The organism is Streptomyces sp. TSRI0107, from assembly GCF_001905845.1.
In the GTDB taxonomy this organism is placed as follows: Bacteria; Actinomycetota; Actinomycetes; order Streptomycetales; family Streptomycetaceae; genus Streptomyces.
This window is the reverse complement of record NZ_LIVZ01000001.1, coordinates 544,332-570,654: the sequence shown is the minus strand read 5'-3', so window position 1 is coordinate 570,654 and position 26,323 is coordinate 544,332. Positions and strand designations below refer to the sequence as shown.

Annotated in this window: 25 protein-coding genes; 7 read left to right on the top strand and 18 right to left on the bottom strand. The window is 72.9% G+C overall.

Features of this window, described 5'->3' with window-relative positions; translation table 11 throughout:
- Nucleotide 1: 1 nt before the first annotated feature.
- Nucleotides 2-961 (bottom strand): GTPase Era, encoded by a 960-nt coding sequence (gene era / locus AMK31_RS02485; RefSeq protein WP_073938964.1) that lies wholly within the window; start codon nucleotides 959-961, stop codon nucleotides 2-4.
- A 151-nt stretch (nucleotides 962-1,112) separates the two neighbouring features.
- On the opposite strand from era, the gene AMK31_RS02480 reads away from it, so the two are divergent.
- Together AMK31_RS02480 and AMK31_RS02475 are read left to right on the top strand one after the other, a co-directional pair.
- Nucleotides 1,113-2,444: an ammonium transporter gene (locus tag AMK31_RS02480; protein WP_073938611.1), complete on the top strand. Its 1,332-nt coding sequence runs from the start codon at nucleotides 1,113-1,115 to the stop codon at nucleotides 2,442-2,444.
- Entirely contained in the window at nucleotides 2,441-2,779 is a 339-nt protein-coding gene (locus AMK31_RS02475) for a P-II family nitrogen regulator (RefSeq protein ID WP_073938608.1), read from the top strand. Before AMK31_RS02480 ends, AMK31_RS02475 begins: the two co-directional genes overlap by 4 nt.
- Before the next feature lie 52 nt (nucleotides 2,780-2,831).
- Here the strand turns inward: AMK31_RS02475 and AMK31_RS02470 are convergent, their stop codons facing one another.
- Nucleotides 2,832-3,185 carry a cytidine deaminase gene (locus AMK31_RS02470; RefSeq protein WP_073938607.1) on the bottom strand — a complete coding sequence of 118 codons (354 nt, stop codon included), beginning with the start codon at nucleotides 3,183-3,185 and terminating at the stop codon, nucleotides 2,832-2,834.
- 28 nt (nucleotides 3,186-3,213) lie between these two features.
- Nucleotides 3,214-4,035, bottom strand: a complete 822-nt coding sequence (locus tag AMK31_RS02465) for a helix-turn-helix transcriptional regulator (protein WP_073938963.1) — start codon at nucleotides 4,033-4,035, stop codon at nucleotides 3,214-3,216.
- A 156-nt stretch (nucleotides 4,036-4,191) separates the two neighbouring features.
- Between AMK31_RS02465 and AMK31_RS02460 the strand changes: the two genes are divergently transcribed.
- Nucleotides 4,192-5,637 (top strand): MFS transporter, encoded by a 1,446-nt coding sequence (locus AMK31_RS02460; protein WP_073938962.1) that lies wholly within the window; start codon nucleotides 4,192-4,194, stop codon nucleotides 5,635-5,637.
- Here AMK31_RS02460 and AMK31_RS02455 read toward each other — a convergent pair.
- The 6 genes from AMK31_RS02455 to AMK31_RS02430 form a co-directional block, all read right to left on the bottom strand.
- Nucleotides 5,599-5,958 carry an MmcQ/YjbR family DNA-binding protein gene (locus AMK31_RS02455; RefSeq protein ID WP_073938606.1) on the bottom strand — a complete coding sequence of 120 codons (360 nt, stop codon included), beginning with the start codon at nucleotides 5,956-5,958 and terminating at the stop codon, nucleotides 5,599-5,601. The genes AMK31_RS02460 and AMK31_RS02455 overlap by 39 nt on opposite strands.
- Entirely contained in the window at nucleotides 5,955-7,259 is a 1,305-nt protein-coding gene (locus AMK31_RS02450; protein WP_073938604.1) for a hemolysin family protein, read from the bottom strand. The genes AMK31_RS02455 and AMK31_RS02450 overlap by 4 nt, the downstream gene beginning before the upstream one ends.
- Complete coding sequence (ybeY, locus tag AMK31_RS02445) at nucleotides 7,256-7,753, bottom strand: rRNA maturation RNase YbeY (RefSeq protein WP_073938602.1); 498 nt, start codon at nucleotides 7,751-7,753, stop codon at nucleotides 7,256-7,258. The genes AMK31_RS02450 and ybeY overlap by 4 nt, the downstream gene beginning before the upstream one ends.
- Before the next feature lie 12 nt (nucleotides 7,754-7,765).
- On the bottom strand, nucleotides 7,766-8,842 hold the full coding sequence (locus AMK31_RS02440; RefSeq protein ID WP_073938601.1) for a PhoH family protein: 1,077 nt from the start codon (nucleotides 8,840-8,842) through the stop codon (nucleotides 7,766-7,768).
- A 144-nt stretch (nucleotides 8,843-8,986) separates the two neighbouring features.
- Nucleotides 8,987-10,060, bottom strand: a complete 1,074-nt coding sequence (locus tag AMK31_RS02435; protein WP_073938961.1) for a carbohydrate kinase family protein — start codon at nucleotides 10,058-10,060, stop codon at nucleotides 8,987-8,989.
- Between the two features lie 191 nt (nucleotides 10,061-10,251).
- Nucleotides 10,252-11,547 (bottom strand): glucarate dehydratase family protein, encoded by a 1,296-nt coding sequence (locus tag AMK31_RS02430; RefSeq protein ID WP_198948402.1) that lies wholly within the window; start codon nucleotides 11,545-11,547, stop codon nucleotides 10,252-10,254.
- Between the two features lie 87 nt (nucleotides 11,548-11,634).
- Here AMK31_RS02430 and AMK31_RS02425 point away from each other — a divergent pair, with 87 nt between their 5' ends.
- Nucleotides 11,635-12,423 (top strand): IclR family transcriptional regulator, encoded by a 789-nt coding sequence (locus AMK31_RS02425; RefSeq protein WP_073938598.1) that lies wholly within the window; start codon nucleotides 11,635-11,637, stop codon nucleotides 12,421-12,423.
- Nucleotides 12,424-12,619: 196 nt separating this feature from the next.
- Nucleotides 12,620-13,879: an MFS transporter gene (locus tag AMK31_RS02420; RefSeq protein ID WP_073938595.1), complete on the top strand. Its 1,260-nt coding sequence runs from the start codon at nucleotides 12,620-12,622 to the stop codon at nucleotides 13,877-13,879.
- Here AMK31_RS02420 and AMK31_RS02415 read toward each other — a convergent pair.
- The 5 genes from AMK31_RS02415 to AMK31_RS02395 all read right to left on the bottom strand — a co-directional run bounded on the left by AMK31_RS02415 (nucleotide 13,843) and on the right by AMK31_RS02395 (nucleotide 20,014).
- A complete protein-coding gene (locus AMK31_RS02415; protein ID WP_073938960.1) occupies nucleotides 13,843-14,835 on the bottom strand; it encodes an adenosine deaminase in 993 nt (330 codons plus the stop codon). The genes AMK31_RS02420 and AMK31_RS02415 overlap by 37 nt on opposite strands.
- Before the next feature lie 20 nt (nucleotides 14,836-14,855).
- Nucleotides 14,856-15,761, bottom strand: a complete 906-nt coding sequence (locus AMK31_RS02410) for a ribonuclease Z (protein WP_073938592.1) — start codon at nucleotides 15,759-15,761, stop codon at nucleotides 14,856-14,858.
- 6 nt (nucleotides 15,762-15,767) lie between these two features.
- Nucleotides 15,768-16,121, bottom strand: a complete 354-nt coding sequence (locus AMK31_RS02405) for a histidine triad nucleotide-binding protein (RefSeq protein WP_073938590.1) — start codon at nucleotides 16,119-16,121, stop codon at nucleotides 15,768-15,770.
- Nucleotides 16,122-16,198: 77 nt separating this feature from the next.
- Nucleotides 16,199-19,429 (bottom strand): S41 family peptidase, encoded by a 3,231-nt coding sequence (locus tag AMK31_RS02400; protein ID WP_073938589.1) that lies wholly within the window; start codon nucleotides 19,427-19,429, stop codon nucleotides 16,199-16,201.
- Between the two features lie 45 nt (nucleotides 19,430-19,474).
- Nucleotides 19,475-20,014: a hypothetical protein gene (locus AMK31_RS02395; protein WP_107468493.1), complete on the bottom strand. Its 540-nt coding sequence runs from the start codon at nucleotides 20,012-20,014 to the stop codon at nucleotides 19,475-19,477.
- A 111-nt stretch (nucleotides 20,015-20,125) separates the two neighbouring features.
- Here AMK31_RS02395 and AMK31_RS02390 point away from each other — a divergent pair, with 111 nt between their 5' ends.
- Nucleotides 20,126-21,745 carry a hypothetical protein gene (locus AMK31_RS02390; protein WP_143204196.1) on the top strand — a complete coding sequence of 540 codons (1,620 nt, stop codon included), beginning with the start codon at nucleotides 20,126-20,128 and terminating at the stop codon, nucleotides 21,743-21,745.
- 9 nt (nucleotides 21,746-21,754) lie between these two features.
- Nucleotides 21,755-22,144: a hypothetical protein gene (locus AMK31_RS02385; RefSeq protein WP_079186640.1), complete on the top strand. Its 390-nt coding sequence runs from the start codon at nucleotides 21,755-21,757 to the stop codon at nucleotides 22,142-22,144.
- Between the two features lie 2 nt (nucleotides 22,145-22,146).
- Here AMK31_RS02385 and AMK31_RS02380 read toward each other — a convergent pair whose 3' ends face one another.
- From AMK31_RS02380 to hrcA, 4 genes are all read right to left on the bottom strand, one after another.
- The gene (locus tag AMK31_RS02380) at nucleotides 22,147-22,896 is read right to left on the bottom strand and encodes a 16S rRNA (uracil(1498)-N(3))-methyltransferase (protein WP_073938586.1); all 750 of its coding nucleotides are present in this window, start codon (nucleotides 22,894-22,896) and stop codon (nucleotides 22,147-22,149) included.
- Nucleotides 22,893-23,966 carry a nitronate monooxygenase gene (locus AMK31_RS02375; protein ID WP_073938584.1) on the bottom strand — a complete coding sequence of 358 codons (1,074 nt, stop codon included), beginning with the start codon at nucleotides 23,964-23,966 and terminating at the stop codon, nucleotides 22,893-22,895. The genes AMK31_RS02380 and AMK31_RS02375 overlap by 4 nt, the downstream gene beginning before the upstream one ends.
- A 99-nt stretch (nucleotides 23,967-24,065) precedes the next feature.
- Complete coding sequence (dnaJ, locus tag AMK31_RS02370; protein WP_073938582.1) at nucleotides 24,066-25,202, bottom strand: molecular chaperone DnaJ; 1,137 nt, start codon at nucleotides 25,200-25,202, stop codon at nucleotides 24,066-24,068.
- Nucleotides 25,203-26,219: a heat-inducible transcriptional repressor HrcA gene (gene hrcA / locus AMK31_RS02365; protein WP_073938580.1), complete on the bottom strand. Its 1,017-nt coding sequence runs from the start codon at nucleotides 26,217-26,219 to the stop codon at nucleotides 25,203-25,205.
- Between the last annotated feature and the right edge of the window lie 104 nt (nucleotides 26,220-26,323).

Genomic DNA, 26,323 nt, shown 5'->3' with positions numbered 1-26,323 from the left:
CTCAGAAGCCCAGCTTCCGCAGCTGCTTCGGGTCCCGCTGCCAGTCCTTGGCCACCTTGACGTGGAGGTCGAGGAAGACCGGCGTGCCGAGCAGGGCCTCGATCTGCTTGCGGGACTTGATGCCGACCTCCTTCAGGCGCTTGCCCTTGGGGCCGATGATGATGCCCTTCTGGCTGGGGCGCTCGATGTAGACGTTGGCATGGATGTCCAGCAGGGGACGGTCCGCGGGGCGGTCCTGGCGCGGCAGCATCTCCTCGACCACCACGGCGATGGAGTGCGGCAGCTCGTCGCGGACACCCTCCAGCGCGGCCTCGCGGATCAGTTCCGCGATCATGACCTGCTCGGGCTCGTCGGTGAGGTCACCCTCGGGGTAGAGGGCGGGGCCCTCCGGCAGCATCGGGATCAGCAGGTCCGCCAGCAGGTCGACCTGCTTGTTCGCGGTAGCCGACACGGGGACGATCTGCGCCCACTCGATGCCCAGCTCCTTGCCCAGCTGGTCGATCGCGATCAGCTGCTCGGCGAGGGTCTTGGAGTCGACCAGGTCCGTCTTGGTGACGATGGCGACCTTCGGGGACTTCTTGATCCCCGCCAGCTCCTTGGCGATGAAGCGGTCACCGGGACCGATCTTCTCGTTCGCCGGGAGACAGAAGCCGATCACGTCGACCTCCGCCCAGGTCGTGCGGACCACGTCGTTCAGCCGCTCGCCCAGCAGCGTGCGCGGTTTGTGCAGGCCGGGGGTGTCCACCAGGATCAGCTGGGCGTCCGGACGGTGCACGATGCCCCGCACGGTGTGCCGGGTGGTCTGCGGCTGGTTGGCGGTGATCGCCACCTTCTGCCCGACCAAAGCGTTCGTCAGGGTGGACTTGCCCGCGTTGGGGCGGCCCACGAAACAGGCGAAGCCCGCGCGGTGGACGGCCCCGCTGGGCCCCGACGGCTCGGATGACTGGGTGCGAACGCTCATGCCGACCATTCTCCCTGATCGCCGGAGCGCCGCCGTACCGTGAGTTCCCGGAAACCCGGTGGCAACGAAACGTCACGGAAACACACCCGTACGCGACCGGAAACGCCGACCGGTGACTCTCTGACGCAGCCCTCACCGCGTTGGAGACCCCGTGACGACCGTGACCCTGGCCGCCGAGCAGGCGGCGCCCGACACCGGCGACACCGCCTGGCTGCTCGCCGCGACCGCCCTGGTGCTCCTGATGACCCCGGGCCTGGCCCTGTTCTACGGCGGCATGGTCCGCACGAAGAGCGTGCTCAACATGCTGATGATGAGCTTCGTGTCGATCGCCCTGGTCACCGTCGTGTGGCTGGCGGCCGGCTACTCGCTCGCCTTCGGCGAGGACGCCGCGGGCGGCCTGATCGGCGGACTCGACCACCTCGGCATGTCCGGGATCGGCCCGGACAGCGTGCACGGGACCGTCCCCACCGTGCTCTTCGCCACCTTCCAGCTCACCTTCGCGGTCATCACCGCCGCGCTGGTCAGCGGCGCCGTCGCGGACCGCGCCAAGTTCGGCGCGTGGCTGGTCTTCGTCCCGGTGTGGACGCTGCTCGTATACGTTCCCGTCGCCCACTGGACCTGGGGCCCCGGCGGCTGGATCCTCGACAGGCTGGGCGCGCTGGACTTCGCGGGCGGCCTGCCCGTCGAGATCACCTCCGGCGCCTCGGGTCTCGCCCTGTGCCTGGTCCTCGGCCCGCGGCTGGGCTTCAAGAAGGACGCGATGCGCCCGCACAACCTGCCGATGGTGGTGCTCGGGGCCGGTCTGCTCTGGTTCGGCTGGTTCGGGTTCAACGCGGGCTCGGCGCTCGGCGCGAACGGTCTCGCGGCCGCCGTGTTCCTCAACACCCTGGCCGCCGGCTGCACCGGTCTGCTCGGCTGGCTCTTCGTGGAGCAGAGGCGGGACGGCCACGCGACCACGCTGGGCGCGGTCTCCGGTGCCGTGGCCGGTCTGGTGGCGATCACCCCGTCGTGCGGTTCGGTGTCCCTGCTCGGCGCGCTGGTGGTGGGCCTGACCGCCGGTGTCGTCTGCTCCTACGCGGTGAGCTGGAAGTTCAAGCTGAACTACGACGACTCCCTCGACGTCGTCGGCGTGCACCTGGTCGGCGGTGTCGTCGGCACCCTGCTGATCGGCGTCTTCGCGGTGGAGTCCATGACCGGCGGCCCGGAGGGCCTGCTGCACGGCGGCGGGCTCGGGCAGCTGGGCAGGCAGCTGGTCGCCGTGGCCGTCGTCGGCGCGTACGCCTTCCTGGCGACGTACGGCATCGGGAAGGCGATCGACCGGACCATGGGCTTCCGGGCTAGCGAGGAGCAGGAGCACACCGGGCTGGACCTTACGGTGCACGCCGAGACGGCCTACGATCACGGGGTCCTGGGCGGCCACGGCGGCCCGGTCACCTCGTCCTCCCCCGTTCCCCCCGCGCAGAAGGTCAGGCCGCAGGCATGAAGCTCATCACCGCGATCGTCAAGCCGTACCGCCTCGACGAGGTCAAGAACGCGCTCCAGGAGCTGGGCATCCAGGGGCTGACCGTGTCGGAGGCCAGCGGCTGCGGCCGCCAGCGCGGCCACACCGAGGTCTACCGGGGCGCCGAGTACCAGGTCGACCTGGTGCCGAAGGTCCGGATCGAGGTCGTCGTGGAGGACGCGGACTCCGACGCCGTGATCGACGCGATCGTGAGGGCCGCGCAGACGGGGAAGATCGGCGACGGCAAGGTCTGGGCGCTGCCGGTGGAGACCGTCGTCCGGGTCCGGACGGGCGAGCGCGGGCCGGACGCGCTCTGAGACCCGGCCCGCCGGGGTTGCCCCCTGGGGCCTCAGCCGAAGACGAACGGGCTCAGCCCGCCGTCACCGTCGTCCGGACCGTGCCGTCCGGGCCCGCGAGCAGCACCGGCGTCTCCGGTCCGCCCAGGTCGCGTACGGCCGCCAGGTCCTCCGCCGCCGCGGACTCCGCCTCCGTCACCACCGCCGCGGCCTCCAGCGACTTCGCCCCGGACGCCACCGCCATCGCCACCGCGGTCCGCAGGGCGCTCAGCCTCAGCGAGTCCAGGGCGACGGTCCCGGCCACGTACGTACGGCCCGTCTCGTCGCGTACGGCCGCCCCCTCGGGCACACCGTTGCGGGCCCGGGCCGAGCGGGCCAGGGTGACGATCTTGCGGTCCTCGGGGTCAAGCGCGCTGCTGTCGGTCATGGCTCGAGGATACGTAGCGGTACGGGGGTCAGCCCGCAACGGGGTACAGCGCCCCGCGCCGCGACTCCGGCGAGGCCAGCCACTCCAGCTTGGCCGCGGTGTTCGCCTCCTCCAGCGGGGTGTGCAGCACGATCGTCAGATCCGGCCGGGCGGGCACCTTCATCACCGTGGCCTCCAGCACCAGCAGGCCGGCCAGCGGATGCTCCAGCTCCTTGCGGATCTGCCCGGCGTCCTCGATGTCCCGCTCCTCCCACAGCCGGGTGAACTCCGGGCTGGCCTCCTTCAGTTGCGCCAGCACCGCCTGGAACCCCTCGTCGTCGGGGCAGGCCGAGCAGGCGGCACGGAACTGGGCGACGACCGTGCGCGCGTTGCGCTCCCAGCTGACGTCGCGGGCGCGGTACATGGGGTCGGTGAAGAAGTCGACGACGCAGTTCTGCGTCTGGTCGGGCCGCATGCCGAGCACGATCGCGGCCGCGTCGTTGTACATGACGGTGTTGTAGTACGGGTCCATGATGTGCGCCGGACACGGCATCCAGGTGTCGATCAGCCGCCGCAGCCCGTCGCACATGTGCCGCTTCTCCGGGGCCACTTCGGGCGCGGGCGGGTTGAGTCCGGCGAGCACGTACAGATGCCGGTGCTCGGCGTTGCTCAGCCGCAGCACCCGGGCGACCGCGTCGAGGACCTGAGGCGAGACGGAGATGTCACGGCCCTGCTCCAGCCACTGGTACCAGGAGGCGCCCACGCCCGCGAGGACGGCGACCTCCTCGCGCCGCAGTCCGGGCGTCCGCCGCCGGGCGCCGCCCGCGGGCAGTCCCGCCTCGGCCGGGGTGACCCGGGCACGTCGGCTCATCAGGAACTCGCGCAGCTCACGCCGTCGATGCGTCTTCGTCGCGTCCTCGGACACGTAAGGATCCCCCTCGTCCTGCCTGTGTGCCGGCTGGTGTTGCCACCACCACCATAAGTTCCGACTCCCCAGCCGTATTCCGACCGCCGGATGCTCATGCACATGGCGATCGACACCACCACTTCCACCCCGTCCGTTCCCCGCCCGCCCGACAGCACCCGGTTGTCGACGCGCGACAAACTCGTCCTATTCGTGCTCTGCGCGGCCCAGTTCATGGTCGCGCTGGACTTCTCCGTGCTCAACGTGGCCCTGCCGGTGCTCGGCGCCGACCTCGGCATGAGCCCGTCCGCGCTGCAGTGGGCGGTGACGGCGTTCGCGCTGCCGTCCGGCGGATTCCTGCTGCTGTTCGGCCGCGTCGGCGACCTGTACGGCCGCCGGAAGCTGTTCCTGTCCGGGCTCGCCCTGTTCGCCGCCGCCTCGGTGCTGGCCACCTTCGCCTGGGACCCGGCGTCGTTCCTCGCCGGACGGGCGTTGCAGGGGCTGGGCGCGGCGGCGATCGTGCCGACCGGGATGTCCCTGCTGACCACCACCTTCGCGGAGGGCCCGGCCCGGGACCGGGCGCTGGGCATCTCCGGCACCCTGATGTCGCTCGGCTTCACCGTCGGCATGGTGGCGGGCGGCGTGCTGACCGATGTGCTCGGCTGGCGCTCCACGATGGGCCTGCTCGCGCTGTTCGCCCTGATCGTGCTGCCGCTGGCGCCCGCGCTGCTGCCGGAGTCCCGGACCCCGGACCGGCCCCGTCTGGACGTGCCGGGCGCGGTCACCGTCACCGGCGGTCTGCTCGCCGTGATCTACGCCCTGTCGACGGCCGCCGACCACGGCTTCGGCCGCGTGGACGTCCTGGTCGGCCTGGTCGTGGGGCTCGTCCTGCTCACCGTGTTCGCGGTCGTGGAGTCCCGCTCCGACGCGCCGCTGGTGTCCCTGCCGATGCTGCGCCGCCGCACGGTGGCGTGGGGCAACCTGGGCGGGCTGGTCACCTTCTCGATGATGTCCACGGTGATCTTCGTGCTGACCCTCTACCTCCAGGAGGTCCTGAGCCTGTCCGCCTTCCGGACCGGGCTGGTCTTCGGGGTGCAGGGCGTGCTGTCGGTGGTGGCCGGTTCGTTCACCCCGAGGGTCGTCGCCCGGCTCGGCGCCCGCCGCACCCTGGTCGTGTCCCTCGCGGGGCAGGGCGCGCTGGTCGCCGCGCTGCTCGGCCTCGGCACGGGCGGCTGGTCGGTGTGGCTGGCCACCGCGGCCGTGTCCCTGGCCAGCATGTTCCACCTGGGCGCGATCATCTCGTACGGCCTGACGGTCACGTCCGGCGTGCCCGACGCGGAGCAGGGTCTGGCCACCGGTCTGGTCACCTCCACCCAGCAGGTCGGCCTCACCGTGGGCATCCCCCTGCTCGGCGTGCTGGCGACGGCCTCGGACGATCTGCTGGCGGGCGTCCACACGGTGATCGCGCTGGACGCGGGGATCGTGCTGGTGGCGGCGGTGCTGGTCGCGGTGGGGCTGCGGCGCCGGGCCTCAGGGGCGGTCGAGGCGGAGTCGCTCGGCGCGCGGTAGGCCGGCCACGACGAGGTCGTACGAGTCCTCGATGAGCTCCCGGACCAGGCGGTCCGGGAGTCCGGCGTCGGCGGTGACCGTGTTCCAGTGGCGCTTGTTCATGTGCCAGCCGGGGACGATCAGGCCCTCGTGCTCGGCGCGCAGGCGCAGGGCGTCCTCCGGGTCGCACTTGAGGTTGACCGTCAGGGGCCGCGCGTCCAGGTTCGTCAGGGCGAACAGCTTGCCCCGGACCTTGAAGACCGAGGTCTCCGGGTTGAACGGGAAGTCCTCCTCGGCCGCGTTGAAGGACAGGCAGAAGGCGCGCAGCTCCTGGGGGGTCACTCGGGTGTCTCCTCCTCGGCCGGGTCGGCCGGGGCCACCGGCTCCACCACCACCGTGACGATCTTGTTGCGGCGGCCGGCGGCGGCCTCGGCGGTCAGCCGCAGCTTCCGCCCGTCGGGGAGCGGCACCAGCGAGGAGGCCCCGGCGATCGGGACCCGGCCGAGCGCCTTGGCGAGCAGGCCGCCGACGGTCTCCACGTCCTCGTCGTCGAACTCGTCGAGGCCGTAGAGCTCGCCGAGGTCGGTGATGTCGAGGCGGGCGGTGACCCGGTAGCGGTCCTCGCCCAGTTCCTCCACGGGCGGCAGTTCCCGGTCGTACTCGTCGGTGATCTCGCCGACGATCTCCTCCAGGATGTCCTCGATGGTGACGATGCCGGCCGTGCCGCCGTACTCGTCGATGACGACGGCGACGTGGTTGCGTTCCTTCTGCATCTCGCGCAGCAGGTCGCCGGCGTTCTTGGTGTCCGGGACGAAGAACGCGGGCCGCATCGCCGTGGACACCAGCTCGCTCTCCGCGTCCCGGCTGATGTGCGTCTTGCGGGCCAGGTCCTTGAGGTAGACGATCCCGACGATGTCGTCCTCGCTCTCGCCGGTCACCGGGATCCGGGAGAAGCCGGAGCGCAGGGCGAGGGTGAGGGCCTGCCGGATGGTCTTGTACCGCTCGATGGCGATCAGGTCGGTACGCGGCACCATCACCTCACGGACCAGGGTGTCGCCGAGTTCGAAGACGGAGTGCACCATGCGGCGCTCCTCGTCCTCGATCAGCGACTCCCGCTCCGCGTAGTCGACCAGGGCCCGCAGTTCCGCCTCGGAGGCGAACGGGCCGTGCCGGAAGCCCTTGCCGGGGGTGAGCGCGTTGCCGATGAGGATCAGCAGCGACGGGATGGGGCCCAGCACCCGGGCCAGCGGCAGCAGCACGTACGCCGCCGCGGTCGCCGTGTGCACGGGGTGCTGGCGGCCGATGGTGCGCGGGGAGACGCCGACCGCGACGTACGACACCAGGACCATCACCGCGATGGCGATGAGCAGCGCCTCGGTGGTGCTGTCGAACTCTTTGAGGCAGGCGTAGGTGACGAGCGCGGCGGCGGCCATCTCGCAGGCGACACGGACCAGCAGCGCCAGGTTGAGGTAGCGGGTCGGGTCGGCGGCGACCTGGGCGAGCTTGGCGCTGCCGCGCCGCCCGGAGCGTACGGCGTCCTCCGCGCGGAAGCTGGAGACCCGCGCGAGGCCCGCCTCCGCGCAGGCGGCGAGCCACGCCACGACGACCAGAGCGATCGCGCCGGAGACGAGCGGGATGCTCATGACACGGTGGGGGCCGGGGACGGACCGGTGAGGCCCTTCTCCGCGCGCCAGCCGTCCACGATGGCGGCCTGCAGGCCGAACATCTCGGCCTTCTCGTCGGGCTCCTCGTGGTCGTAGCCGAGCAGGTGCAGCACACCGTGGACGGTGAGCAGCTGGAGCTCTTCGTCCATGGTGTGCCTGGTCGGCGCGTCGGCGCCCTGCTTGGCGGCGACCTCGGGGCAGAGCACGATGTCGCCGAGGAGGCCCTGCGGGGGCTCGTCGTCGTCCTTCGACGGCGGACGCAGTTCGTCCATCGGGAAGGACATGACGTCCGTGGGCCCCGGCAGGTCCATCCACTGGATGTGCAGCTGCTCCATGGCGTCGGCGTCCACGACGATCACCGAGAGCTCGGAGAGCGGGTGGATGCGCATCCTCGCGAGCGCGTAGCGGGCGATGTCGAGGATCGCCTGCTCGTCGACCTCGGTTCCGGACTCGTTGTTGACGTCGATCGACATGGTCGTGCTGGTCTACTTCCCCTTGGAGCCCTTGGCAGCGGACTTGCCACGGCCCTTGTGGGCGCCGTTCTCCGTGCCGTGCTTGCTGTCGTACAACTCGTACGCGTCGACGATACGGCCCACCAGCTTGTGCCGGACGACGTCGTGGGAGGACAGCCGGGAGAAGTGGACGTCCTCGACGCCCTCCAGGATCTCCTGGACCTGACGGAGACCGGACTTGGTGCCGTCGGGGAGGTCGACCTGGGTCACGTCACCCGTGATCACGATCTTCGAGTCGAAGCCGAGGCGGGTGAGGAACATCTTCATCTGTTCGGGGCTCGTGTTCTGGGCCTCGTCCAGGATGATGAAGGCGTCGTTGAGGGTGCGGCCGCGCATGTAGGCGAGCGGCGCGACCTCGATCGTCCCGGCCGCCATCAGGCGCGGGATGGAGTCGGGATCGAGCATGTCGTGCAGCGCGTCGTACAGCGGGCGCAGGTAGGGGTCGATCTTCTCGTAGAGCGTGCCGGGCAGGAAGCCCAGGCGCTCGCCGGCCTCCACCGCGGGGCGGGTCAGGATGATGCGGTTGACCTGCTTGGACTGCAGGGCCTGCACCGCCTTGGCCATCGCCAGGTACGTCTTGCCGGTACCGGCGGGGCCGATGCCGAAGACGATCGTGTGCTTGTCGATCGCGTCGACGTACCGCTTCTGGTTGAGGGTCTTGGGCCGGATCGTGCGGCCGCGCGAGGACAGGATGTTCTGCGTCAGCACCTGGGCCGGGGTCTCCAGGCCGTCGCTCTCCCCGTTCTCGCTCGCCTTGAGCATGGCGATCGAGCGTTCCACTGCGTCCTCCGTCATCGGCTGTCCGGTGCGGAGCACCAGCATCATCTCGTCGAACACGCGCTGGATCAGGGCGACCTCACGGGGGTCGCCGACCGCGCTGATCTCGTTGCCCCGGACGTGGATGTCGGCCCCCGGGAAGGCCTTCTCGATCACGCGCAGAAGGGAGTCGCCGGAACCCAGCACGGTCACCATGGGGTGCTGGGCGGGGACGGTGAACTGTGCTCTCGCCTGCCCCTGCGCGGGGGTGTGAGCTGTGGGTGTCTGAGTCATGGGCCGGCGCTTAAGGCCTGCGGTTCCTCCTCATCACGGCCGCGTAGCTGAGGGCGGCCTCGCGATTCCAAGGGTACGACGGGGCACGGGCAACGCCGTAGGGCTTTTCGAACGGCGGCGGCCGCCGCGGTGCCCCGCCCCGCCTCACGCCGAGCGGCCGAATCCGATCGTCGGCACCGCCCGCCGCAGCGGCCACGGCTGGGCGCAGTCCTCCGGGACCAGGCCGGCGAGGAAGGCGTACCGCTCCAGGGCGGCGGGGTCCTGGTCGTCGAGCGAGCGGACCTTGCGCCACCAGGTGGCGATCTCGGACCAGCCGGGCGCGGAGAGGGAGCCGCCGAACTCCTGGACGGAGAGGGCGGCGATGAGACCGGCGAAGGCGAGGCGGTCGGCGAGCCGCCAGCCGGCGAGGGTGCCGGTGACGAAGCCGGCCACGAAGACGTCCCCCGCGCCGGTGGGGTCGAGGGCCTCGACCTCGATGGCGGGGACCTCGGCGGTCTCGCCGGTGCGCCTGTCCACGGCGTACGCGCCCTCCTCGCCGAGGGTGACGACGGCCAGCGGCACATGGGCGGTGAGGGCGTGCGCGGCGGCGCGCGGGCAGGTGGTGCCGGTGTAGCGCATCGCCTCCTCGGCGTTGGGCAGGAAGGCCTCGCAGTGCCGCAGGTCGGGGAGGGCGGACAGGTCCCAGGTGCCGGTGTCGTCCCAGCCGACGTCGGCGAAGATCCGGGTGCCCTGGGCGGCGGCCTGGGCGATCCAGGGCGCGGAGGTGCCGGGCACCAGGGAAGCGACGGCGGCGCGGGCGCGGGGCGGGCAGTCGGGGGCGGGTTCCTCGGGGGGCGGCTCGTGGCCGTGGGACACCATGGTCCGCTCGCCCTCGTAGGCCATGGAGACGGTGACCGGGGAGTGCCAGCCGGGGACCCTGCGGGAGGGGGTGAGGTCGATGCCCTCGCCCTGGGCGAGCGCGTCCCAGCAGTAGTCGCCGTAGTGGTCGTCGCCGAACGCGGCGGCGAGGGAGGTCTTCAGGCCGAGCCGGGCCAGGGCGGCCGCCATGTTGGCGACGCCGCCCGGGCTGGATCCCATGCCGCGCGCCCAGGACTCGGTGCCGCGCACCGGCGCGGAGTCGAGGCCGGTGAAGATGATGTCGAGGAAGACGGTGCCGGTGAGATAGACGTCCCAGGGCGGGTCGCCGGGGGCGCGCAGGGCGGCGAGCGGGTCGACCAGGGGCGGGCAGCCCTTTCCGGCGGGCCTGGCGAGCGCGGTCGATTCGTCGGCGGCGGTGGGGACGGCGGCGGACGCGTTCACGGTGCACTCCCTGAACGTGATGCGGATCAGGGCCAGTGTGCACCACGCCACTGACAGCGCGACCGCCGTCACGCGGACGTCACCCGTCCCGGCCGTCCCGGGCGGTCCTCTCACCAGCGCGGCATCCTCGGGCTCTCCCAGCCGGGCTCCGCCACCCGCATCGCCGCCGCGTCGTCCCGGTCGCGCAGGCGGCCGTCGTCGTCGGCCCACCGGCGGTGCAGGGCGGCCAGCCGGGCGCGGTCGAGTTCGACGCCGAGGCCGGGTGCGTCGGGGACGCGTACGGCGCCGCCGGTGAACGTCAGGCGTTCGGTGAGGACGTCCTCGGACTGCCACGGGTAGTGGGAGTCGCAGGCGTGGTGGAGGTCCGGCACGGTGGCCGCGACGTGGGTCATCGCGGCGAGGGAGATGCCGAGGTGGGTGTTGGAGTGCATGGACACGCCGACGCCGAAGGCGCGGCAGATCGCGGCGAGCTGCTGGGTGTGGCGCAGTCCGCCCCAGTAGTGGTGGTCGCAGAGCACGACCTGGACGGCGTTCCGCGTGAAGGCCTCCTCGATCTCGGCGAACGTCGTCACGCACATGTTGGTGGCGAGGGGCACGGGGGTGCCGGCGGCGACCTCGGCCATGGCGGCGGTGCCGAGGGTGGGGTCCTCCAGGTACTCCAGGACGTCCTCCAGTTCCCGGGCCACCTTCAGCGAGGTGGGGACGGACCAGGAGCCGTTGGGGTCGAGCCGCAGCGGGTGCCCGGGGAAGGCCTCGGCGAGGGCCCGTACGGCGGCGATCTCCTCGTCCGGCGGGAAGACGCCGCCCTTGAGCTTGAAGGAGCCGAATCCGTACCGCCCCTCGAGTGTGCGGGCCTGCGCCACGATCCCCGCGGGGTCGAGCGCGGCGCCCCAGTCGTCCGGCTCGGCCGGCACGCCCTCGGGGTGGGCCGCCGGCTTGTAGAAGAGGTAGGCGCTGTACTCGACCGCGTCCCGCACCTTGCCGCCGAGCAGCGCGTGCACGGGCAGGCCGAGCGACTTGCCGAGGGCGTCGAGGCAGGCGACCTCGAAGGCGGAGACGACGGACAGGCGCAGTTTGCCGACGGTCTGGACGCCGCGCAGTCCGCCGACGTCGACGGCGCCGTCGACGCGGGCGGCGTCCACGGCGAGCCGGTCGGCGAGGGTGAACAGGCCGTTGAGGTCGTCGACCCGGTGCCCTTCGAGGAGGGCGGCGAAGGGCCGTGCAAGGTCGAGGTACTTGGTGTCGCCGTAGGTCTCGCCGACTCCCGTGACCCCCTCCTCCGTGATCACTTCGACGATGAGCCGGGGTGTGTACGGCTGGTGCACGCCCTGGGTGTTGAGCAGCGGCGGGTCGGCGACCAGCACGGGGGTCAGCGTCACCCGGGCGATCCGGAGGTCACGGAGCACAGTCATCTCCCTACGTAGACGACGTTCTCGTATGAAGATAGCGGCCGGGGCCCACCGCCGCAGCACCCTCGCGCATACCATCGCCCCATGTCGGAGACAGGCGGCGGCGGTGTCCGCGAGGTGAAGTCGGCGGCGCGCACGGTCGAGTTGCTGGAACTGCTCGCCGAGCGCGGCGACCGTCCGGCCCGGCTCCAGGAGCTGGCGGACGCACTCGGCGTGCCGCGCAGCTCGATGTACGCCCTGCTGCAGACCCTGATCTCGCGCGGCTGGGTGCGCACCGACATCACCGGTTCCCTCTACGGCATCGGCATCCACGCCCTGCTGACCGGCACCAGCTATCTCGACTCCGATCCGCGGGTGCGGCTCGTGCGGCCGTATCTCGACGAGGCGTCGGAGGCGCTGGGCGAGACGATCCACATGGGCCGGCTGGACGGCCGGGACGTGGCCTATCTGGCGACGCGGGAGTCGCACGAATACCTCAGGACCATCAGCCGCGTCGGACGCCGCCTCCCGGCCCACGCGGGCGCCCTCGGCAAGGCCCTGCTGGCCGAACGCCCCGACGACACCCTGCCCGAGGGCCCGTACCGGACCCTCACCCCCAACACCCACGCCGACCGGGCGTCGCTCGTGGCCGACCTCGCCGAGGTGCGGGCGCGCGGCTACTCGGTCGACCGCGAGGAGGGCGTGCCCGGCATCGTCGGATTCGGCTTCGCGCTGCGCTACGACGCCCCCGCCCAGGACGCGATCAGCTGCTCGGTGCCGGTGGCCCGGCTGACGCCGGGGCACGAGGAGCGGATCGTGGCCGTCATGCGGGAGGTCCGGAAGAAGATCGAGGCGACGGCACCGGCGGCCGGGGGCGCCGCCCACTGGCGATAACCGCCCCCTCACCTGCGAAAGCAGCTCCGCCTACCCGGCTTCGGCGACCCCAAACCGAAGAGTGACCCGGATCACACCCCCCGCGCTTCTTCGCGCAACCGCGTGCTTGATACAAATTGCCCGCGCGTTCCTGTCCGTCGACGGCCTGCGCCCCTCCCCCTTTCTGAGCCTTCTTCCGCATGCCCCGGGAACGCCCGTGTCCGCCCCCCGCACCACCCTGCCCTGGCCCCTCGTCGCCCTCTTCACGGCCGGGTACCTCGCCCCCTACCTGCTGCCCACCACCGTCGGCCGCCTGGACGCGGGCCTGCCGCTGACCGCCACCCAGGCGGGCGCCGTCGGCAGCGCGCTGCTCCTCGCCTCGGCGTCGGCGGGTTTCCTGCTGGCCGCGCACGTCGACCGGCTCGGGGCCCGCCTCCTCGCCCGTACCGGCCTCACCCTGGCCGCCCTCGGCTACGGCTGCGCCGCGCTGACCGGCACCGTCCCGGCCGTCGTCGTGGGCGCGGTGCTCGGCGGGTTCGGGTCCGGCACGGTCACCGCGGTCGCCGCGTCCGGCATCGCCGCCCAGAATGACCCGCACCGCGCCTCCACCGCCGGCCTGCTCGGCGTCTCCGCGCTCGCGGGCGCGCTCTATCTGACGGTGCCCCACCTGGGCCCGGCGCACGGGCTGCCGCTCGCCGCGATCGCGCTGACCGCGCTCGCCGTGTGGCCGGTCACCGGCCGGCTGCCCGGCCGCACGGCCGTCCCCGTCGTCCGGGAGGAACGGGCCCGGCTCCCCCACCTGCGCGCCGGTCTCGTCCTCGCCGCCGCCATGCCCTGCTGGTCGCTGGCGCAGAACGCCCTGTGGGGCGTCAGCGGCCGGATCGGTCTGACGCAGGCGCACCTCACCGAGGCGGCCGTCGGTGTCGTCTTCGCCGTCGCGCTCGGCGCGGGCCTGCTGGGCGTGCTGGGCGCCGGGGCGCTCGGGGCACGGCTCGGGCGGGCGCTGCCGATCGGCGTGGGCACCACGCTGATCGCCGGGTGCATCGCGCTCAGCGCCTCGGCGACGTCCCTGCCGGCCTTCGCGGCGGGCGAGATCGCCTGGAACGCCCTCTACCCGGTGGTCCTGTCGTACGTCATCGGGCTCGCCGCCTCCCTGGACCCGCGCGGCCGGTGGGCGGTGCTGGTCGGCTCGGCGTCCGCGCTGGGCACGGCGGCGGGCCCGCTGACCGGCAGCCTGCTGTCCGAGCGGGCGGGCTTCACGGGCATGGGCCTCGTGCTCGCCACCGGGCTGCTGGTGATCGCCGTCCCGATGACGGCGGTGGCCGTGCTCGCCGACCGGCGCCGGACCCCGGCGGCGGACCTCACGGTCGTCGAGATCCCGGTGGACACCGCCACCGGCGCCGCCGAGCGGGCCGCCTACGACACGGCGGGGGCACCGGCCTACGGGAACTCGTACGCCTCCACCTCGGCCAGGTAGCGCTCCCGCCGCTCCTCGTCGTCCTCCAGGAAGGAGGCGAGGAAGGAGTTGCGGGCCAGTTCGCGCAGCCGCTCGTCGCTCAGGCCGAGTTCACGGCGTACGGCGTCGAAGTTGTCGCCCGCGTAGCCGCCGAAGTAGGCCGGGTCGTCGGAGTTGACCGTGCACAGCAGCCCGGCGTCGAGCATCGCGGGCAGCGGGTGGCCGGCCAGGGTGTCCACGGCGCGCAGCCGCACGTTGGACAGCGGGCACAGGGTCAGCGGGACACGGTCCCGCACCAGCCGCTCGACCAGTGCCGGGTCCTCCATGCAGCGCAGGCCGTGGTCGACGCGCTCGACGCCGAGCACGTCCAGGGCCTCGGTGATGTACTCCGGCGGCCCCTCCTCGCCCGCGTGCGCGACCCGGCGCAGCCCGAGCGCGGCGGCGGCCTCGTACACCTCGCGGAACTTCACCGGCGGATGCCCGACCTCGGCGGAGTCCAGGCCGATGCCGGTGATCCGGTCCAGGTACGGCTTCGCCTCCTCCAGGGTGGCGAGCGCGGACCCGGCGGACTCGTCGCGCAGGAAGCACATGATCAGCTTGGTGGAGACGCCGTGGTCGGCCTCACTGCGGGCCAGCGCCCGCCACAGCCCCTCGACGACGGTGCCCATCGCCACGCCCCGGGAGAGATGGGCCTGCGGGTCGAAGAAGATCTCCGCGTGCCGGACGCCCTGCGCGGCGGCGCGGGCGAGGTAGGCGTCGGCCAGGTCCTCGAAGTCCCGTTCGGTGCGCAGGACGGCCATCAGCTCGTAGTACAGGTTCAGAAAGGACTGGAGGTCCTCGAACCGGTAGGCCTCACGCAGCTCGTCCGTGGTCGCGTACGGCAGGGTCACCCCGTTGCGGGCGGCCAGCTCGAACGCCAGCTCCGGCTCCAGAGTGCCTTCGATGTGGAGGTGCAGTTCTGCTTTGGGGATGGGCATCATTGCATCGTACGCCCCATTTACCTGCGTTTCGGAACCGGCACTCGCTGCAGGTCGTGCGCCACGGTCAGCTCCCCCTCGAACCCGGCCGCGCGGGCCTGGCGCTCGAACTCCTCCGGGTCGGTGTAGCGCTGGCTGAAGTGGGTGAGGACCAGATGCCGCACGTCGCTCGCCCTGGCCACCCGCGCCGCCTGGCCCGCCGTCAGATGGCCGTGCTCGACGGCGAGGTGCTCGTCCTCGTCGAGGAAGGTCGACTCGATGACGAGCATGTCGCAGCCGTCCGCCAGCGCGTACACCCCGTCGCACAGCCGGGTGTCCATCACGAACGCGAACCGCTGCCCGTGCCGGACCTCGCTGACGTCCTCCAGGGTGACCCCGCCGAGCGCGCCCTCGCGCTGGAGCCGGCCGACGTCCGGGCCCTTGATGCCGTGCGCGGCCAGCCGCTCGGGCAGCATCCGCCGGCCGTCCGGCTCCACCAGCCGGTAGCCGTACGACTCCACGGGGTGGGAGAGCCTGCGGGCCTGAAGCGTGTAGGAGGAGGTGCGGGCGAGGTCGCCGTCCGCGTCGACCGGCGCCTCGATCAGCTTCACCGTCTCCCGGTAGGCGGTGGCGTACCGCAGCCGGTCGAAGAAGCGCTGCCCGGAGCGCGGGTAGTGGGCGGTCACCGGGTGCGGCACCTGGTCCAGGTTGATCCGCTGGATGACGCCCGGCAGGCCCAGCGAGTGGTCCCCGTGGAAGTGCGTGACGCAGATCCGGTTCAGGTCGTGGGCGGCGACACCCGCGCGCGCCATCTGGCGCTGGGTGCCCTCGCCCGGGTCGAAGAGGATGCCCTCGGCGTCCCAGCGCAGCAGGTAGCCGTTGTGGTTGCGGTGCCGGGTCGGGACCTGGCTGGCGGTGCCGAGGACGACGAACTCACGTACGGACACGACGGCTTACCCGGGGGGCCATTCCAGCCCGCGGCCGCCGAGCACGTGCGCGTGCGCGTGCCAGACGGTCTGGCCGGCGCCGCTGCCGGTGTTGAAGACGACGCGGTAGCTGTCCAGCTTGTCCTCGTCGGCGACCGCCTGCGTCTCGCGCAGCACGTCGGCGGCCAGCTCCGGGGCGGCGGCGGCGAGTTCGGCGGCGTTCGCGTGGTGCGCCTTGGGGATCACCAGGACGTGGGTGGGCGCCTGGGGGTTGATGTCCCGGAAGGCGACGGTCGTCTCCGTCTCACGGACGATCGTGGCCGGGATGGTTCCGGCGACGATCTTGCAGAACAGACAGTCGTCCTGTGGCTCCCCTGCCATGTTCCCTCCGGGGGTCTCGCGGTTGATCGTCTCTGGGGGCATCGTATCGTCGCCGGGTGCGGGCGGGCGGGGGCCGGTCACGGCACCGCGGGCGGTGCCTTCGCCGGAGTGGCCTCCAGTGCCTCCAGCGCCAGCCTTATCGCCTCGTCCAGCTGGACGTCCCGCCCCGCCGCGTGGTCCTGCGGGCGCTGTACGACCTCCACGTCCGGGTCCACGCCGTGATTCTCCACGTCCCAGCCGTAGCCCTCCAGCCAGAACGCGTACTTCGGCTGGGTGACGAGGGTGCCGTCGACCAGGCGGTAGCGGCTGTCGATGCCGATGACGCCGCCCCAGGTGCGGGTGCCTACCACCGGGCCGAGCCCGAGCGCCTTGATCGCCGCGTTGACGATGTCCCCGTCGGAGCCGGAGAACTCGTTGGCGACCGCCACCACGGGTCCGCGCGGCGCGTCCTGGGGATAGCTGTACGGCCGCATGCCGCGCGGCACGCCCCAGCCGACGATCCGCCGGGCCAGCTTCTCGACGACGAGCTGGGAGGTGTGCCCGCCCCGGTTCTCCCGGACGTCCACGATCAGGCCGTCGCGGGCGACCTCCACCCTGAGGTCCCGGTGGATCTGCGCCCAGCCGGGCGCCTGCATGTCCGGCACGTGGAGGTAGCCGAGGCGCCCGCCGGACCGCTCACGGACGTACGCCCGCCGGTCGGCGACCCAGGCGTGGTACCGCAGCGGCTCCTCGTCGGCGACCGGTACGACCACGGTGTGCCGCGGCCCGCCGCCGCCGGCCGGCGAGACGGTCAGCTCGACCGGCTTGCCCGCCGTGCCGACGAGCAGCGGCCCGGGCCCGGTCACCGGGTCGACGGGCTGTCCGCCGACCGCGAGGATGGCGTCCCCGGCGCGCACCGCGACGCCGGGCGCGGCGAGCGGGGAGCGGGCCTGCGGGTCGGAGGTCTCGGAGGGCAGCACCCGGTCGACGCGCCAGGTGCCGTCCGCGTGCCGGGACAGGTCGGCGCCGAGCAGGCCCTGCCGGTCCCCGTGGCCGTGGCCGCCGTTCGGGATGACGTAGGCGTGCGAGGTGCCCAGCTCGCCCTGCACCTCCCAGAGGAGGTCCACCAGGTCGTCGTGGGTGGCGACCCGGTCGAGGACGGGGCGGTAGCGGTCCAGGACGCCGTCCCAGTCGACGCCGCTCATGTCGGGCCGCCAGAAGTGGTCCCGCATGACCCGGCCGGTCTCGTCGTACATCTGCCGCCACTCGGCGGCCGGGTCGATCGTCTGGCGCACCCGGGTCAGGTCGACGGTGATGTTGGTGTCGCTGTCGTCGTCGCCGGACGCCCGCCGGTCGCTGGGTACGACCTTCAGCCGCCCGTCGGTCCACAGCAGCACCCGCTTGCCGTCGCCGCTGACCCGGAAGTGGTCGGCGTCGCTCGCCAGGTGTTCCAGGCGCTGCTGAACGAGGTCGTAACGCTCCAGCTCGGTGTGCGGGTCGGGGTCGTCCGGGGTGGCCCGGGAGACGCCGAGGACGCCCTGCACGGGGTGGCGCAGCCACAGCACGCCGTCCTTGGCGGCGCGCAGGCCGGAGTATCGGCCGGCCTCCACGGGGAACGGCACGATCCGGTCGGCGAGGCCTTCGAGGTCGACCCGGGTGGCCGGGGTGCCCTCGCTGTCGGGGGTCTCGTCCTTGTCGGGCGCGTCGAAGGGGCGGCCGTGCCGCTGCGGGCCGAACGGTGAGGGCGTGGTCGCGGCGAGGGTGATCAGGTGCGGGCGGTCGCCGGTGACGAACGCCAGGTCGAAGACGTGCTCGTCGTAGACGGGGTCGAAGGAGCGGCTGGAGAGGAACGCGAGGTGCTTGCCGTCGAGGGTGAAGGCGGGCGCGTAGTCCTGGAACCGCAGCGGGGTCGCCTCGGTGACCGACAGGTCGGTGGTGTTGGCGAGTTTCAGCTGGCACAGCGGGCTGGGCCCGGGGTGCGACCAGGCCAGCCAGGCCGAGTCGGGCGAGAACACCAGCCCGGTGGCGTCGCCGTGCTCGCTGCGGTCGACCTCGCGGACCTCGCCGGTCTCCCGCTCGACCAGCAGCACCCGCCCGTCGTGCGCGGCGACGGCGGCGCGGCTGCCGTCCGGTGCCATGGCCAGGCCCAGCACGCGCCCGAGCCGCCCGGCGGCGAGCCGGCGCGGGGTCGCGCCGGGGGCGAGGCCGGTGGCGGGCGCGAACTCCAGGGCGTCGTCGCCCTCGGCGTCCGTCACCCACACCACCCACTCCTCGCCGTCCACCCGGAAGGTGCGCGGCAGCCGGGCCCGTACGCCGGGTGTGGCGGCGAGGGCGCGGGTGGGGCCGGCGCGGTGGGTGACCCAGTGCACGGCGCCGCGCACGGCGACCGCGCTGCCCCGACCGGTGTGGTCGGGGGCGGCGGCGCCGAACCAGCGGGCGGCGTTCACCTGGTAGGGCTGCCGGTCGGTGCGCTGCCCGCCGAGCCGGATGTCGAGGCGGCGCGGCTCGGCACCGTCGAGGTCGTCGAGCAGCCACAGCTCGCCGGCGCAGGCGTAGACGACACGGGTGCCGTCGCTCGCCGCGTGCCGGGCGTAGAAGCCTCCCCCACTCTCGGCTTCGCTCGAGCGGGAGGTGCCCCCAAGGGGGGTGTGGCGGCGCAGGTCGGATCCGTCGGCGAGGGAGGAGTACACGGCCCCGGTGCCCTCGTGGTCGGAGAGGAAGGCGATGCGGTCGCCGACCCAGAACGGGTACTCGATGTTGCCGTCCAGCTCTTCGTGGAGCCGTACGAACTCGCCGTCGCCCTCACGGTCGATCCACAGCTTGCCCGCCGTACCGCCCCGGTAGCGCTTCCACCAGGCGGCCTCGCGGCCCATCGGCGCGGACAGCAGCACCGGGTGCGGGCCGTGGGCGACGTCGCCGACGGGCCCGTACGGCAGGCGGGCGGCCGGGCCGCCGTCCAGCGGGACGGCGTGCGCCCAGCTGCGCCGCAGGCTGGCCTGCCCGTGCGTGGTGAGGGCGAGGACCCGGCCGTCGGGGGTCCAGCCGCGCACCTGGGTGCGCCAACTGCCCCAGTGCGTCAGCCGCTTGGACGGGCCGCCGTCGACCGGCGCGATGTGCACCTCGGGGGCGCCGTCGCGGGTGGAGGTCCAGGCGACGGTGGTGCCGTCGGGCGAGACGCGCGGGTGGGTCACCGGCACGTTGTCGGCGCTGACCCGCCAGGCCCGCCCGCCGTCGAGGGGGGCGAGCCACACGTCGTCCTCGGCGGTGAAGGCCACCAACTCGCCGTGCGGATGCGGAAATCGGAGATACCCCGGCGTGGACTCAGTCACTCGATCACCCTATGCAGGGGCGGCGCCCGCGACCAGCGGTTTCGGTCACTTCCCCGGGGGCCAGCACTCGGGGTCGCCGTGGCACCAGACGGTCTTGGTGACGGTCACCGTGACGGCCGGGTCGGGGCCGGTGCCGGGCGGGCGGTTCACGGGCGGGGTGCTGGGGGCGGTGCAGTCGCCGAGGCCCTTGACGTGGAACCACTCCTTGCCGTCGACCTTCGCGACGATGTCCCCGCGGATGCAGCGGCCGTCGACCGCACGGGTCACCTTGCCGCTGACGGTGATCTCCTTGCCGTCGGAGGTCTCGCCCTGGCACTCGACGTCGGCGACGGTGTCCTCGCTCGCGGAGGGCGTCGAGCGGCCGTCGTCGCCGAAGTTCGCGGTGCAGGTCAGCCACCGCACGTCCGCCTTCTGCCGCTCCAGTTCCCGGGTCACGGTCTGGTCGGTGGTGTACGCCACGGTCGCCGCGCTCAGCCCGCCCGGATCGCAGGCCACGGCACCGACGGCGACGGCCGCCACGAGCGACGCCGTCGCAGCCGTCCGGCGGGCTCTCGGCCGACCCCAAATCCGCCTCAAAGCACCCATGGTGGGCATGCTCCCACTGTCTCGCGTGCCGCGGTAGAGCGCATACGGCCACTCGGGGGCCCCGCGCGTCACAATCGGGTTTCGCCCCAACCGCCTCGTCCAGGAGGACCGTTGCCGCCGCCCACCCGTTCCACTCCCGACACTCCCGGCCCCGGTGTACCGGCGGGGACGGAACCGGCCGGCGCCCCGCCCGCGCCTCCTCGTCGGCGCCGGGTGCGGATCCTGGTCGACGTGGTCGACCACGCCGACGAAGTCGACTACGTCACCGGCTTGTTCGAGGAACGGGGCTGGGCGGTACGGCCCGCCGAGGCCGCCGAGCGGGCGACCGCCGCCGACCCGCGGCGCGTGACGCTCGTCGTGGAGGTGCGGCTGCACGGGGCGCGCTTCGGCGCCGTCCGCACGGCCACGGCCGAGGTCGAACGGCTCTTCAAGCAGTCCGAGTCGGGTGCCTGGGTGCGGGACGCGGGCCTCGTCGAGCACGAGCGCCCGCCCCGGACGACGTACCAGGTGTACCGCAGGCCGCCGTCCGGCGGCCGTCTGCACCGGGCCTGGACCTGGTTCGGCCTCGCCGACGAAGAGCGGGCCGTGACCGTGCCCGCGGGCCCGGACTCCCGGGCGGCGGCCGAGGCGGAGCTGACGGCCCGCGCCCTGGGCGGGGTGGCCTTCCACTCCGGACACGGACTGCGGGTGCCCGGCCACTCCGACGCGAACCCGCCACGCGACGAGACCCCGCGGGAGCGGCGGATCCGGCTGGCGTGGCAGGGCGCGGCCGCGGCGGGAATCGTGGCGGCGATCGTCTGCGGCATGTACGTGGTGTGGGCGGACGGGCTGTGGAAGCTGCTGCCCGCCGTCCTCAGCACGGCGGGCGCGCTGCCGCTGGGCCGGACGATGAAGGAGACCCGCGACCTCGGGCCCCGGGCGCGGTGGGCGGCGAGCCTGGCCGGCACGACCGCTCTGGCCGGCGTCGGCGCGCTGGTGGGCCGGGACGTCGGCCCGGGGTTCCTGTGGTCGGGGATGCTGGCGCTGGCGGCGGTCGCCTTCGTCGGCACCGGCGTGGCACTCGCCCTGCGCCGCACGTTCTTCACCCGGCACGCCGCCTGGCTGATCCCGTTGTCGGTGCCGGTGGTGTGGTCGATGGTGCGCTGGCTCGGCGGGGAGATGCACAACGTGTACCTGGACCGCTTCGACATCCGGGCGGCGGCCGTGCCCGCGCCGACGCTCGGCACGTACCTGGTCGCGGCCGTGCCCATGTCGCTCGCGCTGGGCAGCGTGCTGTTCTTCGTGGCGGTGGTGGGCTGGCTGCGGCACTTCCACGTGCTGGCCCGGGACGGCGGCTTCCGGCTGTTCGCCGTGGTGCTGGCGACCGTGCTGGGGGTGGCCTACACGCTGACCGCCGTCGTCATCGGCGTGGAACAGGCGACCAGCGCGGCGGGCCGGGCGGCCGAGACGACCGCCCGCGACGGCACCAACCCGCCCGGCTACTACGGCGTCAAGGGCCGACTGGTGTGCGTCCGCCCCGTGGACCCGGGCAAGCCCCTCGCGGTCGAGAACGGCCCGGCCCCCACCGGCCACCCGGTCCTCTCCTTCGGCAGCACCGGCGAGTGGATCTGGCTCTGGGACCCGGCCCGCCTCAACAGCAGCGTCTTCCAGGAGTCCTTCGCCGTCCGCCGCGAGGACGTCCAGCTGCTGCCGACGGAAAACCCGGCGCCGAAGCGGTGCGGGGAGGCCTAGCCTGGCGCGATGCGCAAGAAGGGCAGCCTGCGGAAGCTCGTGGTGGACGAGTCGACGACCTACCTGTGGAGTGTCCGGCACCGGCACGGGGACGGGCAGCCGTGCGAGGAGGTGGTCAGCCTGCTCCGGGACGGGGAGCGCACGCGGATCGTCTTCCGTGAGGGTCCCGGCCGGCCTGTCGAGGGCGGTTACCAGCCCGGCGGATACGTGATCGACGAGCATCACAACGGGCTCAACCTGAACGAGCCGGGCAGTGTGCGCGCGCTCGTCGACGAGGCGACGCGGCGCGGACTGCTGCCCGGCGCCGGGCAGGTGGACGGCTGGGAGCTGCTGCGGGCCGTCGCCGCCCGCCGCGCGGCGGCGGAAGGTCAGGCGCAGGGCCCGGCAGCGGGTCCTTGACGTCAGTCCCAGCGGCCCGTGCGGCCGAGGAGGAGGGCGGCGGCGGCCGTACCGGCGGTCGAGGTGCGCAGCACGCTCCGGCCGAGGACGTACGCCTTGGCGCCGGCCTGCCGGAACAGCTCCAACTCGTCGGCGGCGACACCGCCTTCGGGACCGACGACCAGCACGATCTCGCCCTGGGCGGGCAGTTCGGCGGTGGCCAGCGGCTCGCTGCCGTACTCGAAGTCCGAGTGCAGCACGGCGGCGAAGTCGGCCCGCGCGAGCAGGGCGGCGACCTGCTTGGTCGTCGCCGCCTCCGCGACCTCGGGGAAGCGGACCCGGCGGGACTGCTTGCCGGCCTCGCGGGCGGTCGCGCGCCACTTGGCGAGGGACTTCTGCCCGCGGTCGCCCTTCCACTGGGTGATGCAGCGGGCGGCCTGCCACGGCACGATCGCGTCGACGCCGACCTCGGTCATGGTCTCGACGGCGAGTTCCCCGCGGTCGCCCTTGGGCAGGGCCTGGACGACGGTGATGCGGGGCTGCTCCGGCGGCTCCTCGGAGACCGAGTCCATCCGGACGATCAGCCGGTCCTTGCCCTCGGTGCCGAGCACCACGCAGTCGGCCCAGGTCCCGGCGCCGTCGGTGAGGATGACGTCCTCGCCGGCGCGCAGCCGCTTCACCGAGACGGCGTGCCGTCCCTCGGGGCCGTCGAGGACGTACCGGCCGCCGCCGCCCGCGTTGAAGTGCTCGACCACGAACACCGGTGCCGTCATGCCGTGCCACCGCCCGACAACGCTGTCCGAGCCGCCGCGAGTTCGGCCGCCAGCACCTCCACGAGCTGACCGGCGGGCAGTTCGCGGGCCATCCGGTGGCCCTGTCCCGCCCACAGCGCCATGCCCTGCGCGTCACCGGCCCTGGCGGCCGCCTTGCGCAGCGGGGCGGTCAGGTGGTGCAGGTCGGGGTAGGCGGCGGGGGCGTACGGCCCGTGTTCGCGGACGAAGCGGTTGACGAGTCCGCGCGCGGGCCGGCCGGAGAAGGCGCGGGTGAGCGCGGTACGCGTGAACAGCGGGTTGGTGAGCGCCTGCTTGTGCACGGCGTGGGCGCCGGACTCGTGCGTGGCCACGAACGCGGTGCCGAGCTGGGCGGCGCTCGCGCCCGCGGCGAGGACGGCGGCGATCTGGCTGCCGCGCATGATGCCGCCGGCCGCGACGAGGGGCAGCCGTACAGCCTCACGGACCTGGGCGAGCAGCGACAGCAGCCCGATGCCGGAGCCGTCGTTCTCCGCGATGTCCCGGTGGGTGCCCTGGTGGCCGCCCGCCTCCACGCCCTGCACGATCACGGCGTCGGCGCCGGCCTGTTCGACGGCCCGGGCCTCGTCGGCGGTCGTGGCGGTGACGAGGGTGAGGGTGCCGGCGCGGCGCAGCGCGTCGAGGACGTCGCGGCCCGGGACGCCGAAGTGGAAGGAGACGACCGGCACGGGGTTGTCCAGCAGCACCGCGAGCTTGGCGTCGTAGCCGTCGTCCCGGCCGCTGTCCGGGTCGCCCAGCTCCGTCTCGTACCAGGCGGCCTCACCGGCGAGCTGGTGGGCGTAGACACCGACGGCGGCGGGCTCGGCATACTCCGGGTGCGGCATGAACAGGTTCACACCGAAGGGGCGGCCGGTGAGCCCCCGCAGCTGCTTGATCTCCTGGTACATGCCGTCGGCCGTCTTGTACCCGGCGGCCAGGAAACCGAGCCCCCCGGCCTCGGACACGGCCGCGGCGAGCTGCGGCACGGAGACGCCGCCCGCCATGGGGGCCTGCACGATCGGATGGGGGAAGAGATCGGTCAGTGCGGAGGACATGACCGCATGGTGTCACGTCCCCCGAACAAGACCGAATCCGCCCCGCGTATGGCATAGACCACAGGCACCACCTGGGCCGAGCCACCCCGAGGACGCTTCTCAGCGGCCGTTGAAAGCGTCCTTCAGACGCGAGAACAGCCCCTGCTGTCCCGGCTGGAACTGCCCCTGCGGGCGCTCCTCGCCGCGCAGCTTGGCGAGCTCGCGCAGGAGGTGTTCCTGCTCCGGGTCGAGCTTCGTCGGGGTCTGCACCTCGACGTGGACGATGAGGTCGCCCCGGCCGCCGCCGCGCAGATGCGTGACACCGCGGCCGTGCAGCGGGATCGACTGGCCGGACTGCGTGCCCGGGCGGATGTCGACCTCCTCCATGCCGTCCAGCGTCTCCAGCGGCACCTTGGTGCCGAGGGCCGCCGCCGTCATCGGGATCGTCACCGTGCAGTGCAGGTCGTCGCCGCGCCGCTGGAAGACCGGGTGCGGGAGTTCGTGGATCTCGACGTAGAGGTCACCGGCGGGGCCGCCGCCGGGCCCGACCTCGCCCTCACCGGCGAGCTGGATCCGCGTGCCGTTGTCGACACCGGCCGGGATCTTCACTGTCAGGGTGCGACGGGACCGCACCCGGCCGTCGCCCGCGCACTCCGGGCACGGGTTCGGCACGACCGTGCCGAAGCCCTGGCACTGGGGGCAGGGGCGCGAGGTCATGACCTGGCCCAGGAAGGACCGGGTGACCTGCGAGACCTCACCGCGTCCACGGCACATGTCACACGTCTGGGCCGAGGTGCCCGGCGCCGCGCCCTCACCGCTGCAGGTGGAGCAGACGATCGCGGTGTCGACCTGGATGTCCTTGGTCGTGCCGAAGGCCGCCTCGTCGAGCTCGACCTCGATCCGGATCATGGCGTCCTGGCCCCGGCGGGTCCGCGAGCGCGGACCGCGCTGCGACGCCGTACCGAAGAACGCGTCCATGATGTCGGAGAAGTTCCCGAAGCCACCCGCGCCGAAGCCGCCGGCACCCGCGCCGCCGCTCTGCGAGAGGGGGTCGCCGCCGAGGTCGTAGACCTGCTTCTTCTGCGGGTCCGACAGCACCTCGTAAGCGGCGTTGATCTCCTTGAACCGCTCCTGGGTCTTCGGATCGGGGTTGACGTCCGGGTGCAGCTCGCGGGCGAGCCGCCGGAAGGCCTTCTTGATCTCTTCCTGCGACGCGTCGCGGCGCACGCCGAGAACGGCGTAATAGTCCGTGGCCACTTACGACTCCGCCAGGATCTGTCCGACGTACCGTGCCACCGCTCTTACCGCTCCCATCGTTCCCGGGTAATCCATGCGGGTCGGTCCGACCACGCCGAGCTTGGCGACTGCCTCGCCGCCCGAACCGTAGCCGACCGACACCACCGACGTGGAGTTGAGTCCCTCATGGGCGTTCTCGTGACCGATGCGCACGGTCATGCCCGAATCCTTCGCCTCGCCCAGCAGCTTGAGGAGCACGACCTGCTCCTCCAGCGCCTCCAGCACAGGCCGGATGGTGAGGGGAAAGTCATGCCCGAAGCGCGTCAGATTGGCGGTGCCGCCGATCATCAGCCGCTCCTCGGTCTGCTCGACCAGCGTCTCCAGCAGCGTGGCGAGCACCGTCTGGACGGTGCCGCGATCCTCGTGCTCGAAGGCCTCGGGGAGATCCTGCACCAACTGCGGCACATCCGTGAAACGGCGGCCCGCGACCCGGCTGTTCAGCCGCGCCCGCAGATCCGCCAGGGACGTCTCGCCGAACGGCGCCGGGCAGTCGATCATCCGCTGCTCGACCCGTCCGGTGTCGGTGATCAGGACGAGCATCACCCGCGCGGGTGCCATCGACAGCAGCTCCACGTGCCGCACCGTGGACCGGGTCAGCGACGGGTACTGCACGACGGCGACCTGCCGGGTGAGCTGCGCCAGCAGCCGTACCGTGCGGGCCACGACGTCGTCGAGGTCGACGGCGCCGTCGAGGAAGTTCTGGATCGCGCGCCGCTCGGGCGCGGTGAGCGGCTTGACCTCGGCGAGCTTGTCGACGAAGAGCCGGTAGCCCTTGTCGGTGGGGATGCGCCCGGCGCTGGTGTGCGGCTGGGCGATGTACCCCTCGTCCTCCAGGGCGGCCATGTCGTTGCGGACCGTGGCCGGTGAGACGCCGAGGCTGTGCCGCTCGGTGAGCGCCTTGGAGCCGACCGGCTCCTCGGTTCCGACGTAGTCCTGGACGATGGCGCGCAATACCTGAAGCCGTCGTTCACTGAGCATCCGCGCACACCTCCAGCGGTTCGTCCCCTTGGCGCTCCCCCTGGCACTCTGCGCATGCGAGTGCCAGCCTTACCCGGCCCAGTGTACGGCCGCCGGGTACGCCC

What these genes read in the sequence shown, in the direction of transcription:
- AMK31_RS02475 (WP_073938608.1), top strand. Translation starts at nt 2,441, where the DNA reads ATGAAGCTCATCACCGCGATCGTCAAGCCGTACCGCCTCGACGAGGTC.
- AMK31_RS02440 (WP_073938601.1), bottom strand. Translation starts at nt 8,842, where the DNA reads ATGACTCAGACACCCACAGCTCACACCCCCGCGCAGGGGCAGGCGAGA.
- AMK31_RS02375 (WP_073938584.1), bottom strand. Translation starts at nt 23,966, where the DNA reads ATGTCCTCCGCACTGACCGATCTCTTCCCCCATCCGATCGTGCAGGCC.
- AMK31_RS02425 (WP_073938598.1), top strand. Translation starts at nt 11,635, where the DNA reads ATGTCGGAGACAGGCGGCGGCGGTGTCCGCGAGGTGAAGTCGGCGGCG.
- AMK31_RS02465 (WP_073938963.1), bottom strand. Translation starts at nt 4,035, where the DNA reads ATGAGCCGACGTGCCCGGGTCACCCCGGCCGAGGCGGGACTGCCCGCG.
- hrcA (WP_073938580.1), bottom strand. Translation starts at nt 26,219, where the DNA reads ATGCTCAGTGAACGACGGCTTCAGGTATTGCGCGCCATCGTCCAGGAC.
- AMK31_RS02470 (WP_073938607.1), bottom strand. Translation starts at nt 3,185, where the DNA reads ATGACCGACAGCAGCGCGCTTGACCCCGAGGACCGCAAGATCGTCACC.
- AMK31_RS02405 (WP_073938590.1), bottom strand. Translation starts at nt 16,121, where the DNA reads ATGGCAGGGGAGCCACAGGACGACTGTCTGTTCTGCAAGATCGTCGCC.
- AMK31_RS02380 (WP_073938586.1), bottom strand. Translation starts at nt 22,896, where the DNA reads ATGACGGCACCGGTGTTCGTGGTCGAGCACTTCAACGCGGGCGGCGGC.
- ybeY (WP_073938602.1), bottom strand. Translation starts at nt 7,753, where the DNA reads ATGTCGATCGACGTCAACAACGAGTCCGGAACCGAGGTCGACGAGCAG.
- AMK31_RS02385 (WP_079186640.1), top strand. Translation starts at nt 21,755, where the DNA reads ATGCGCAAGAAGGGCAGCCTGCGGAAGCTCGTGGTGGACGAGTCGACG.
- AMK31_RS02415 (WP_073938960.1), bottom strand. Translation starts at nt 14,835, where the DNA reads ATGCCCATCCCCAAAGCAGAACTGCACCTCCACATCGAAGGCACTCTG.
- era (WP_073938964.1), bottom strand. Translation starts at nt 961, where the DNA reads ATGAGCGTTCGCACCCAGTCATCCGAGCCGTCGGGGCCCAGCGGGGCC.
- AMK31_RS02460 (WP_073938962.1), top strand. Translation starts at nt 4,192, where the DNA reads ATGGCGATCGACACCACCACTTCCACCCCGTCCGTTCCCCGCCCGCCC.
- AMK31_RS02395 (WP_107468493.1), bottom strand. Translation starts at nt 20,014, where the DNA reads ATGGGTGCTTTGAGGCGGATTTGGGGTCGGCCGAGAGCCCGCCGGACG.
- AMK31_RS02450 (WP_073938604.1), bottom strand. Translation starts at nt 7,259, where the DNA reads ATGAGCATCCCGCTCGTCTCCGGCGCGATCGCTCTGGTCGTCGTGGCG.